Source organism: Alishewanella jeotgali KCTC 22429 (assembly GCF_000245735.1).
Taxonomy (GTDB): Bacteria; Pseudomonadota; Gammaproteobacteria; order Enterobacterales; family Alteromonadaceae; genus Alishewanella; species Alishewanella jeotgali.
Window position 1 is genome coordinate 122205 of the sequence record NZ_AHTH01000055.1, and the last position, 12224, is coordinate 134428.

The following is a 12224-nucleotide window of genomic DNA, read 5'->3' on the forward strand; positions in this document are numbered from 1 at the left end:
GTTCCGGGCTTAGGGGAATGGCTCATAGGGAATGAGCCGTGCGCTATCGAGAAGAAGTTACCTAAAGTAAAATAGAGTGTAGCTAAGCTACGCTAATTTTCATGGTGCGCCGGGCATGGCGCGCAGCGCCTTGACCGGCGCTATCTGCTGACTGTGGTGGTTAGCAGGTGACTTGGAGGTGAAAGTCCTCTACACACCCGGCAAGGGGAAGTGTTAGCTGAACGGCAAGGGTGCCTATCGTGAGGTAGGATCTGAAGGAAGCTGAAAGCAAAATGCTGGCCTGACGAACAGGAAGCGGTTTAGGCGTTGTAGCAGGGTAAGGTGGCCATTATCACTAAAGCCCAATACTTGCATGGAATGCTGCAACGTAAAGCCGACAGGCATAAGCAGGAAGGTCGCGCGAATTACCCCGGGAGGTCTGATGGTCTGCCAAAGTGCTACTAACATCGGAAGGTGTTGGGATGGGCCATCAGAAGTCAGCCGAGGCCGTAGTAGTGCTGAAACCAACAGCATGAAGGGCTGAACATGTTTAACCGCGATTAGGACATTGGACCTCGATGCTGATTGATGATGCACAAGCGCAGGAAACTGCGGCCATGAATAGCAGATGCGAACAGAATTCGCCGACGCGGCATTATGGTGCTGAAATTAACACGGCGGCCAATGGGCGAACGAAAGCGGAAGTACCGCTGACGATGGAAGCGGTGATAACCCGAGATAACCTGATGCTGGCGTATCAGCGAGTGGTGGAAAACAAGGGTGCAGCAGGGGTTGATAACCTGAGTGTATCGGCATTAAAGCCATGGCTGAAAGCACACTGGCCAAGTGTCAGAGAAGCACTGATAACGGGTAGCTATCTGCCACGGAGGATACGCAAAGTCGATATTCCCAAGCCAAATGGCGGGATAAGGACACTGGGTATACCGACCGTAGTGGACAGACTCATCCAGCAAGCGATAGCGCAAGTGCTCACGCCTCACGTTGAGCCCGGCTTCTCACACTCCAGTTATGGCTTCAGAGCAAACCGCAATGCATGGCAAGCTGTGCGCCAAGCGCAGCAGTACATCCATAGCGGCAAACGCTGGGTTGTGGATATGGATTTAGAGAAGTTCTTTGACCGGGTAGACCACGACATCCTGATGTCGAGGTTAGCCCGAATCATCAAAGATGACCGGTTACTCAAACTCATCCGCCGATATCTGGAAGCAGAAATGGTAGATGAGCAGGGTGTGTTAAAACGTGATAAGGGTATGCCACAAGGCGGACCGCTGTCACCACTGTTATCAAATATCCTGCTGGACGAACTGGACAAGGAGCTTGAACGGCGCGGACATAGCTTCTGCCGCTATGCGGATGACTGCAACATCTATGTCAGTAGTCAAAAGGCAGGCGAGCAGGTGCTTTGCAGCATCGGTGAATTCTTAGAGAAAACATTGAAGCTGCAGGTGAATGAGCAGAAAAGTGCAGTCGCCAGGCCCTGGGAGCGCAAGTTCCTGGGATATAGCTTCACCAAGCACCAGGTCGTGCGACTGAAAATTGCGCCAAGCAGTGTAGACAGGCTGAAAGATAAAATCCGAAGTCTGACGACAGGAAACGGCTCAAAGTCAGTGGCAAAGGTTATCAGTGAATTAACACCGGTGCTGCGAGGATGGATAAGCTACTTCCGCCTGACCGAAGTCAAAGGCGTGCTTGAGGAGCTGGATGGTTGGATACGGCGCAAACTACGTTGCTTGTTATGGCGACAATGGAAGCGACCTTACACCCGAGCCAGAAAGCTAATGAAAGCGGGTCTTGATGAAGTCAGGGCGTGGGCGTCAGCTTGTAATCAACGCGGAGCGTGGTGGAACTCGGGAGCCAGCCACATGAATCAGGCATATAAGAAAAGTCTGTTCCAGAAAGCTGGACTAGTATCACTGCTGGATTGCCACCGGCAGTTCCAGTGTTAACNTGAACCGCCGTATGCGGAACCGCACGTACGGTGGTGTGAGAGGACGGCGGGAGTGATCCCGCCTCCTACTCGATTTCCTTAAGTTGCGAAAAGTTATTTACGCAATCTTTTCATTCCCCAACTTATATCCAACTTATCCCCAGTTTATACCGGCAATTATGCACAGCTACTGAATTTGACCTGTAATAGGGTCAGATTTTGTTATCATTATGTAAGCTAAAAAACCTACTTTATATTCTAAAAAAATCTAAAAATTCATACTTAACCTTAATAATCATCCTTGTTGAATGGGCTCCGCTAAAGCGACTGTCGCCGCGTTCGAGCATGGTATCACCCGGAGTTGGGAATTTAATGTACCGAAGCCGTTTGGCGTTAACCTGTACTTTAGTCTGATTGTCGACAATCCTGCCGATTTTGACTTGACACTGGCGTTAAATAAGCCTAAAACTTACCCATTCTTTGTTTATGTCGACAATCAGCTATGAATCCTGCTTTGCAACGCCCCGCTGTAACTGCTGCAGATCGTGTTCTGCAAGAGCTGCTGCGCGCTATTGTGGCCGGTGAAATTGCGCCGGGCTCTAAGATCAGCGAGCCGGAGCTAGCGAAACGCTTTGATCTTAGCCGCGCGCCGCTGCGTGAAGCCTTAGCAAGATTAGAGCGTTGCCACTTGCTGGAGCGCACGCCGAATGCCGGGGCGCGAGTCGTGAAATTGTCGACAGAAAATCTGTTATCGCTGTATCAACTGCGTGAAGAATTAGAGGGCTTAGCCTGCCGGTTAGCGGCGACGCAAATGAGCGATGCCGAAATTCGTGAGATGCAGGATTTACTCGATCAGCATCTTAGCTCGCAGCGGGTGCGTGAGGGCGAGAGTTATTATCAGGAAGCCGGCGATCTGGATTTTCATTACCGTATTATTCTTGGCAGTAAAAACCCGTATTTAATCAATATTCTTACCGACGAGCTGTATCACCTGATGCGGATGTACCGGGTGCAGCTTGGCATGAATGGGCCGCGCGTATCGCGGGCATTTGACGAACATAAGGCTATTATTAATGCCATTGCCAATCGTGATGGTGAACTGGCCGACTTATTGATGCGCCGGCATATCGCTGCCTCCAGGCGCAATATTGAACATAAACTGACTGAACTAGAGCAACAGGGGAACTAAGATGAGCAATTTAACCGCCGGCCAGAAATTCCGTGCCGCCATTACCGCCAATTCGCCACTGCAAATCGTCGGCACCATTAATGCCTACACCGCGATGATGGCCGAGCGTACCGGACATCAGGCGCTTTACCTGTCTGGTGCTGGCGTAGCCAATGCCTCTTTTGGTTTACCTGATTTAGGCATGACCTCGTTAAATGATGTCTGCGAAGATATCCGCCGCATTACCGCTGCCACCAGTCTGCCACTGTTAGTGGATGCCGATACCGGTTGGGGTGGGGCTTTTAATATTGCCCGCACGGTAAAAGAAATGACCCGTGCCGGCGCAGCGGGCTTTCATATTGAAGATCAGGTGGCGCAAAAGCGTTGTGGCCATCGCCCGAATAAAGAAATTGTTAGCCTCGATGAAATGGTCGACCGGGTTAAAGCCAGTGTTGATGCCCGTACTGACGAGAGCTTCTTTATTATGGCGCGTACCGATGCGTTAGCACAGCAAGGTTTAGATGCGGCTATTGAGCGTGCTATTGCCTGTCAGGACGCCGGTGCCGATGCCATTTTTGCCGAAGCGGTACATACACTGGAACAATATCAAGCCTTTACCTCAGCGTTAAAGGTGCCGGTACTGGCTAATATCACTGAGTTTGGTCAAACCCCACTGTATAACAAAGCTGAGCTGGCCAGCGTCGGTGTGGCGATGGTGCTGTATCCGTTAAGTGCCTTCCGTGCCATGAATAAAGCCGCATTAAATGTGTATCAGTCAATTTTGGCAAACGGCGATCAGAAAGCCGTGGTAGACAGCATGCAAACCCGCGCCGAGCTGTATGACTTTTTAAATTACCACAGCTTCGAGCAAAAACTGGATCAGCTGTTTAGCAGCAAAAAATCTTAAGATAACTATTTTACATTTTTAATTATTACTTTTAGCCAAAATCCTTGCTGCTGCAGTGACAAGGATGAAGGCTAAACAGAACAGGAGCAACAACCATGTCAACAGGTAAAGTACTCTCAGGCGCAGGTTTGCGCGGCCAGGTAGCAGGTAAAACCGCTTTATCCACCGTGGGTAAAACCGGTTCAGGCTTAACCTATCGGGGCTATGATGTAAAAGATTTAGCCGCCAACTGTACCTTTGAAGAAGTGGCGCACTTAATTTTAAAAGGCGAATTGCCAAATAGTGCTGAACTGGCTGCTTATAAAGCCAAATTAAAGAGCCTGCGCGCGCTGCCTCAGGCATTAAAAGACGTGTTAGAGCGTATTCCAGCCAATGCCCACCCGATGGATGTGATGCGTACCGGCTGCTCAATGCTGGGTAACCTGGAAATGGAAGATAGCTTTGCCCAGCAGCAGGACGTAACCGACCGGATGCTAGCGATTTTCCCAGGGCTGGTTAACTACTGGTATAACTACAGTCACCATGGCAAGCGTGTAAACGTGGAAACTGACGCCGATTCCATTGCCGAGCAATTCCTCTGGACCTTGCATGACAAAAAGCCAGAAGCCTTGCATGTCGAAGTAATGCAAGCCTCGCTGATTTTGTACGCCGAGCATGAATTTAACGCCTCAACCTTTACTGCCCGGGTGTGTGCCTCGACGCTAAGCGATATGCACTCCTGTATTACCGGCGCTATCGGCTCACTGCGCGGCCCATTGCATGGCGGTGCGAACGAAGCGGCGATGGAGCTGATTGAGAAAATGGCCAACCCGGATGATGCCGAGCAAAAACTGCTGGGCATGCTGGAGCGCAAAGAAAAGATTATGGGTTTTGGCCATGCCATTTACTCAGAGTCGGATCCGCGTAATGCTGTGATCAAAGAGTGGTCAGAAAAACTGGCCAAAGCAAATGGCAATACCAAGCTGTACGATGTGTCCGTTCGTTGTGAAGCGGTGATGTGGCGTGAGAAAAAACTGTTCTGTAACGCCGACTTCTTCCATGCTTCGGCCTATAACTATATGGGTATTCCAACCAAGCTGTTTACACCGATTTTCGTCTGTAGCCGCTTAACGGGTTGGGCCGCGCATGTGATGGAGCAGCGCGCCGATAACCGTATTATCCGGCCAAGTGCGGATTATGTGGGTGTTGAGCCACGTACTGTGAAACCTATTGCCCAGCGTTAATAGCAGCACTTAGGTGACAAAGTATAAAGATTTGATTGAGGGTGATGCCCTAATGCCGGTTGCTTCAGGATGCAGCTGTAACCGGCTTGTTCACGTCAACACGCCATGAACCATCCATGGGGCTCGGTTGTGAATATCATCCATGATATTCACCGAAGGCCAGCAAAGCTGTCCAAATTCGTTCCCGACGAATTTGTCCGGCCATCCATGGCCTCCAACGGTTGACTTAGAACAAGCCGATTACTGCTTATCGGCCGGCTGTTACAGCGAACTCTCTTTTTACGAGACAAGAGTAAACACCATGAATAGCCAATACCGCAAAAATTTACCAGGTACCCAGCTCGACTACTTTGACGCCCGCGAAGCGGTAGACGCCATTGAGCCAGGTGCTTATGCCAAACTCCCATACACCTCGCGCGTGCATGCCGAAAACCTGGTGCGTCGCTGCGATCCGGCGCTGTTGCCTGATGCGTTAAAACAGCTGATTTACCGCAAGCGCGATATCGATTTTCCGTGGTTTCCGGCCCGTGTGGTCTGCCACGATATTTTAGGCCAAACCGCACTGGTTGATTTAGCCGGCCTGCGTGATGCCATCGCGGAAAAGGGCGGTGATCCGGCCAAAGTAAACCCGGTGGTGCCAACGCAGTTGATTGTTGACCACTCATTAGCGGTAGAACATGCCGGTTTTGAAAAAGACGCCTTTGAGAAAAACCGCGCCATTGAAGACAGACGTAACGACGATCGTTTCCATTTTATTAACTGGACCAAAAAGGCCTTTAAGAATGTGGATGTGATCCCGCCGGGTAACGGCATTATGCACCAGATTAACTTAGAGCGAATGTCGCCGGTGATCCATGCCAAAGACGGCGTGGCCTTTCCGGATACCTTAGTGGGTACCGACAGCCATACGCCGCATGTGGATGCATTAGGTGTTATTGCTATTGGTGTTGGTGGGTTAGAGGCCGAAAGCGTAATGCTGGGCCGTGCCAGCTGGATGCGGCTGCCGGATATTATCGGCGTAGAGCTAACCGGTAAAGCGCAGCCTGGTATTATGGCCACCGATATTGTACTGGCGTTAACCGAGTTTTTGCGTAAAGAAAAGGTGGTATCGAGCTACTTGGAATTCTTTGGCGAAGGTGTCGACAGCCTGAGTTTAGGTGACCGGGCAACGATATCCAATATGACACCGGAATACGGTGCTACTGCGGCGATGTTCTCTATTGATCAGCAAACGCTGGATTATTTAACCCTGACTGGCCGTGAGCCGGCGCAGGTAAAACTGGTAGAAACCTATGCCAAAGCGGCTGGCCTGTGGAGCGAGAGTTTAAAAACGGCCGAGTACGAGCGGGTACTGCACTTTGATTTATCCAGCGTTGGCCGCACTATGGCTGGCCCATCGAATCCGCATGCTCGCTTATCAACCAGCGATTTAGCCGCGAAAGGTATCGCCGGTAAGTATGAAATTGAAGAGGGCAAGATGCCGGATGGCGCGGTGATTATCGCGGCCATTACCAGCTGTACCAATACCTCTAACCCGCGCAATGTGATTGCCGCAGGTTTGCTGGCGCGTAATGCCAATAAGCTGGGTTTAAGCCGCAAGCCGTGGGTGAAAACCTCGCTGGCGCCCGGCTCAAAAGCGGTGCAACTGTATTTGGAAGAAGGCGGTTTACTGCCAGAGCTGGAGCAACTGGGCTTTGGTATTGTCGCCTTTGCCTGTACTACCTGCAACGGTATGAGCGGCGCACTGGATCCGGTGATTCAGCAGGAAATTATTGACCGTGATCTGTACGCCACAGCAGTGTTATCGGGTAACCGTAACTTTGATGGCCGTATTCACCCTTATGCTAAGCAGGCGTTTTTAGCCTCGCCGGCATTAGTGGTGGCCTATGCCATTGCCGGCACTATCCGCTTTGATATCGAAAAAGATGTACTGGGCTACCATAACGGTAAAGCCATTACCTTAAAAGATATCTGGCCAAGCGATGCCGAAATTGATGCCGTAGTGGTACAAAGCGTAAAACCAGAGCAGTTCCGCAAAGTGTACGAGCCGATGTTTGCGCTAAGTGTGGATTACGGTGAGCAAATTAGCCCGCTGTATAACTGGCGGCCACAAAGTACCTATATTCGCCGCCCACCCTATTGGGAAGGCGCGCTGGCAGGCGAGCGCAGCTTAAGCGGTATGCGGCCGCTGGCGATTTTGCCGGATAATATTACCACTGACCATTTATCACCCTCCAATGCCATTTTGCTGGACAGTGCGGCCGGTGAGTATCTGGCTAAAATGGGCTTGCCGGAAGAAGACTTTAACTCTTATGCCACGCACCGCGGCGATCACTTAACGGCACAGCGCGCCACCTTTGCTAACCCAAAACTGTTTAACGAAATGGTGCTGGAAAACGGCAAGGTAAAACAAGGTTCGCTGGCGCGGGTGGAGCCGGAAGGCAAGGTAATGCGGATGTGGGAAGCGATTGAAACCTATATGGATCGCAAACAACCGCTGATTATTATTGCCGGTGCCGACTATGGCCAGGGCTCATCACGCGACTGGGCTGCCAAAGGCGTGCGGTTAGCGGGTGTCGAAGCCATTGTGGCTGAAGGTTTTGAGCGGATCCACCGCACTAACTTAATTGGGATGGGCGTATTACCGCTGGAGTTTAAGCCGGGCACTAACCGTAAAACTCTGCAGTTAGATGGTACTGAGACCTATGATGTGAAAGGCGCCCGCACGCCGCGCACTGAGCTGACGCTGGTAATTAACCGCGCTAACGGTGAAGTGGTAGAAGTACCGGTAACCTGCCGTTTAGATACCGCTGAAGAAGTATCGATTTATGAGGCCGGTGGTGTGCTGCAGCGCTTTGCGCAGGACTTTTTGCAGGGTACCGTTTAACGAGTAGTAAGAGGCTTTTTAGGCTTCGGTTGCAATTCCCCGAAAAGCTCGCCACAGCAACTCGCTCGCTGCTGGCGCGCTCACTCAGACACTCTGTGTCGACTTTTCCGGGATTCCAACCTTCGCTATCAAGTTAAGCTGACACCGACGAGAGAGAGCCCATGCCTCTTTATGTCATCACAGAGTGTCTGAACCCTGCCGTAGGCATTAGGGTGAGTTGCTGTGATGAGCAGAAAGAGGTTGTCGGCCCGGACTAAACAAGTATCGTATTAGAAGAGACCAGTACTTATGTCTGCACCACAAATAAAAATCCCGGCTACCTATATGCGGGGCGGAACCTCCAAAGGCGTGTTCTTTAAGCTGACTGACTTACCCGCAGCTGCGCAGCAGCCGGGTAAGGCGCGGGATAACCTGTTGCTGCGGGTAATTGGCAGCCCGGATCCCTACGGTAAACATACCGATGGCATGGGCGGTGCGACCTCAAGCACCAGTAAAACGGTGATCTTAAGTAAAAGCAGCAAGCCCGAGCATGATGTTGATTACTTGTTTGGTCAGGTGGCGATCGACAAAGCCTTTATCGACTGGAGTGGCAACTGCGGTAACCTAACTGCGGCGGTAGGCGCTTTTGCGATTAGCAATGGTTTGGTCGATGCCGCGCGGATCCCGCAAAATGGCCTGTGCACAGTGCGGATTTGGCAGGCCAATATTGGCAAAACCATTATTGCCCATGTGCCGATGACGGGCGGCGAAGTGCAGGAAACCGGTGACTTTGAGCTCGACGGTGTGACCTTTGCGGCTGCTGAAGTGCAAATTGAGTTTCTGGATCCGGCCGCCGATGAAGGCGAGGGCGGTGGTGCCATGTTCCCGACCGGCAATTTAGTCGACGATTTAGAGGTGCCAGGTATTGGTACCTTTAAAGCCACGCTAATTAACGCCGGCATCCCGACCATCTTTGTTAATGCCGCGGATATTGGCTACACCGGCACTGAACTGCAGGACGCGATAAATAGCGATGCGGCGGCCTTAGCGCGCTTTGAAACTATCCGCGCCTATGGCGCAGTAAAAATGGGTCTGATACAGGATATCAGCGAAGCGGCCGCCCGCGCCCATACACCGAAAATTGCCTTTGTCGCGCCGCCACAAAGTTATGTGGCGTCCAGCGGTAAAACCGTTGCTGAGAGCGAGATTGATTTGCTGGTACGGGCCTTATCAATGGGTAAATTACACCATGCGATGATGGGCACGGCTGCGGTTGCCATTGGTACGGCCGCTGCAATACCCGGTACCCTGGTAAATTTAGCCGCCGGTGGTGGTGCCAGAGAAGCAGTGCGCTTTGGCCATCCGTCTGGCACCTTACGCGTTGGTGCCGCGGCCGCTGAAGTCGCTGGTCAATGGACAGTAACCAAAGCCATTATGAGCCGCAGCGCGCGGGTGCTGATGGAAGGCTGGGTAAGAGTGCCTGGCGATTGTTTCTAAAAGCTGCTTTTACCCTTCGTCTTTCAAGATGCACGGGTGTTGGCTGCGTCCGTCCACTGGTACGCCAGCCCGGCCCAATCACTTAGAAAAGCTAAGCTCATGGGGATGAACGGTCTTGCCGCCTACGTGCATCTTGAAATCCATTGGGTATATTACGGTCAATGATTTAACAGGGCGCTATCGGCGCTCTGTTTTTTTGCCAAACGGTAAGCAAGCGGGAAACTAGTAATGATAGCGGCAGGAAATAATGGTTAATGCCTGATCAGCCACCGCGTAAACTAAGCGGTTAGTGTCATCGATACGGCGAGACCAAAAGCCAGACAAGTTTTCTTTTAACGGCTCCGGCTTACCGATACCAGCGAAAGGTGAGCGTTTGGTATCGTTGATTAGCAGGTTTATGCGTTTTAAGGTCTTTTTATTCTGGGTTTGCCAGTACAGATAGTCTTGCCAGGCTTCGTCGGTCCATACCAGTAAACGACTACTCATCCAGTAAATCCCGCTGGGTTACTTTAGCGGCTTTAAACTGCGCAATTGAGCGCTGCAAATGTTCGGCATTGGCAGGCGAGCGTAATAAATGCACGGTTTCCATTAGGCTATTGTAATAATCCAGCGACATCACCACCGCATCCTCGGCATCGCGGCGGGTAATAACTGCCGTATCGGCGTCATTCACTACGGAATCTAATACCGATTTTAAATTATTGCGCGCCTCGGTAAATGACACTATTCGCATAACATTGCTCCATCTGTACAACTTGTTAAACAAGTATAGGGCTAAAGCAGAACCTGTACAACTTAAAGAACATGTTGTTTGCACCTCTAACTTACTATGGATGGCTAACACACCTTACTTAGCGAGTCTTTACCAGATCTATCTTGGGTTACAGTAGTTGCGAAAGTGGGCTTTTAACCCCTCCCGCGCCGCGATTAATGACATGAGTATAAATTTGGGTAGTACGCACATCGGCGTGACCTAGTTGCTCCTGTACAGTGCGGATATCTGCACCTGATTCTAATAAATGAGTGGCAAAGGAATGACGCAGCGTATGGCAGGTTACATTTTTAGAGATAGCGGCTTTACGAGAGGCTATTTTAATTTCCCGCCTTACGCAGCTCTCGTCCAAATGGTGACGGCGTAACAACTTTGAATCAGGATCAATACTCAGTTGCATGGAAGGAAACAAATACTGCCAGCCAAATTGCCTGGGAGCCGAAGGATTTTTGCGAGCTAACGCGAAAGGCAGCCAAACACCGGAATAGTCCGGATTGGCGAGATCTGCCTGAAAATATTGTAAGACAAACTGACTTTGCTGTTTAAGTGTTGGAACCAACTCTGGTGCCAAGGTTACGCGACGATTCTTATTGCCTTTACCTTGCCATACCATGACCGACAAGTAATCGTAATCAATATCCTGCACTCGTAACCTTACCGCCTCCATTAAACGTAAACCGCTACCATACATCAACTGGGCTAATAGTTTATAGCGCGGTTCAATAACTCTTAATAACGCTGTTACTTCAGATCGAGTGAGCACTACCGGCAATTTAGGGGAAATTTGTGAGCGATTAAAATTCAGGTTTAATGACAGTGGTTGCTGTAATACCTTGTTATATAAAAACTTAGTGCATTAAGTGCTGTGGCTTGTGTTCTGGGCGCAACATTACGCTGATTACTTAAGTATGACAGGAATTTCTCAACATCCTCATCACCAAGCTTAGACGGATGCTGCTTTTTGTTATAGAGGATATACATCTTAATCCAGTACAGGTAAGCCTCAACGGTCCTTTTGGCGTAGCGGTGGGTGTACATAAACTCAGCAATATATTGTAAAAAGGGAGAAGACATTTCCCGCTCCTTAAAATAAATTTAAATGTATTTATATACAGTGGTTGGTAAATTTATTGTTATCAAGTGAATCTCAAGGTTAAACCCTGCTTTCCCCAATACAATTTAATAGCGACAAAAAAAATCTGTTGATTTACGGTATGTTATTAGATAGGGTTAAATCATTTACAAAAGATAGAAGGGCGTTTACATGGCTGGAAAGCGTGGGCGTTCCAAACTACAAAGCTGTTGAACTTGCCGGGCGGAGCCCGGAGAAGCCCTTACTCCGTTCATTTTTTCAATCGTAGAACTGGATAAATAACCAGTGTCTGTCTACGCTTTTTTCTATGAGCAAATGGAGCATTCAACGCCTGCTGCAGGAGCACCTTGAGGGTTATCGGCAGCAATACGGCATGACGTTACATCAACATAAGGCAGCGCAAAGCCTGATGGCGTGTCGCACGGCGCGGATGGGCAGCCATGCCCAGTATTGCGAAGCCGGACACCTACAGGGCGTGTATTACAACAGCTGCCACCACAGAGCCTGCCCGCAATGTCAGGCGTTAAGCCGCGAGCGCTGGCTTGTATCCCGAGAGAGCATGCTGCTCGATAGCGTGCATCACCACTGGATTTTCACCTTACCGCACCAGCTAAACCCGTTATGGCAATTCAACCGAGACTGGTTTCAAGATGCGTTGTTTAGCGTGGTGAGTGCCACATTAAAGCAGCTGACAGCCGATCCGGTCTATCTTGGTGCGAAACCCGCCTTCCTGCTGGCACTGCACAGTTGGGGCCGTAAACTGGATTTGCA

At 50.4% G+C, this 12224-nt stretch carries 10 protein-coding genes and 1 pseudogene; 8 read left to right on the plus strand and 3 right to left on the minus strand.

What is annotated here, in order from left to right:
* Positions 1 to 596: 596 nt before the first annotated feature.
* The 7 genes from ltrA to prpF all read left to right on the plus strand — a co-directional run bounded on the left by ltrA (position 597) and on the right by prpF (position 9588).
* Complete coding sequence (ltrA, locus tag AJE_RS17105; RefSeq protein ID WP_237709349.1) at positions 597 to 1946, plus strand: group II intron reverse transcriptase/maturase; 1350 nt, start codon at positions 597 to 599, stop codon at positions 1944 to 1946.
* A gap of 289 nt (positions 1947 to 2235) precedes the next feature.
* Positions 2236 to 2433, plus strand: coding sequence for a hypothetical protein (locus tag AJE_RS17110; protein ID WP_008951902.1), 198 nt, complete (start codon positions 2236 to 2238; stop codon positions 2431 to 2433).
* On the plus strand, positions 2430 to 3116 hold the full coding sequence (locus AJE_RS17115; RefSeq protein WP_008951903.1) for a GntR family transcriptional regulator: 687 nt from the start codon (positions 2430 to 2432) through the stop codon (positions 3114 to 3116). Before AJE_RS17110 ends, AJE_RS17115 begins: the two co-directional genes overlap by 4 nt.
* Before the next feature lies 1 nt (position 3117).
* A complete protein-coding gene (prpB, locus tag AJE_RS17120; protein ID WP_008951904.1) occupies positions 3118 to 4002 on the plus strand; it encodes a methylisocitrate lyase in 885 nt (294 codons plus the stop codon).
* A gap of 95 nt (positions 4003 to 4097) precedes the next feature.
* A complete protein-coding gene (gene prpC / locus AJE_RS17125) occupies positions 4098 to 5225 on the plus strand; it encodes a bifunctional 2-methylcitrate synthase/citrate synthase (protein WP_008951905.1) in 1128 nt (375 codons plus the stop codon).
* Between the two features lie 301 nt (positions 5226 to 5526).
* Positions 5527 to 8112 (plus strand): Fe/S-dependent 2-methylisocitrate dehydratase AcnD, encoded by a 2586-nt coding sequence (acnD, locus tag AJE_RS17130; protein WP_008951906.1) that lies wholly within the window; start codon positions 5527 to 5529, stop codon positions 8110 to 8112.
* 288 nt (positions 8113 to 8400) lie between these two features.
* The gene (gene prpF / locus AJE_RS17135; protein ID WP_008951907.1) at positions 8401 to 9588 is read left to right on the plus strand and encodes a 2-methylaconitate cis-trans isomerase PrpF; all 1188 of its coding nucleotides are present in this window, start codon (positions 8401 to 8403) and stop codon (positions 9586 to 9588) included.
* Between the two features lie 222 nt (positions 9589 to 9810).
* Here prpF and AJE_RS17140 read toward each other — a convergent pair whose 3' ends face one another.
* The 3 genes and pseudogenes from AJE_RS17140 to AJE_RS17150 all read right to left on the minus strand — a co-directional run bounded on the left by AJE_RS17140 (position 9811) and on the right by AJE_RS17150 (position 11434).
* Complete coding sequence (locus tag AJE_RS17140) at positions 9811 to 10074, minus strand: Txe/YoeB family addiction module toxin (RefSeq protein ID WP_008951908.1); 264 nt, start codon at positions 10072 to 10074, stop codon at positions 9811 to 9813.
* A complete protein-coding gene (locus AJE_RS17145; protein WP_008951909.1) occupies positions 10067 to 10321 on the minus strand; it encodes a type II toxin-antitoxin system Phd/YefM family antitoxin in 255 nt (84 codons plus the stop codon). The genes AJE_RS17140 and AJE_RS17145 overlap by 8 nt, the downstream gene beginning before the upstream one ends.
* A gap of 148 nt (positions 10322 to 10469) precedes the next feature.
* A pseudogene (locus tag AJE_RS17150) lies at positions 10470 to 11434 on the minus strand (integron integrase).
* A 326-nt stretch (positions 11435 to 11760) separates the two neighbouring features.
* Here AJE_RS17150 and AJE_RS17155 point away from each other — a divergent pair.
* Positions 11761 to 12224 (plus strand): IS91 family transposase (locus AJE_RS17155; RefSeq protein WP_008951910.1); only part of this gene is annotated, 464 nt, incomplete at its 3' end.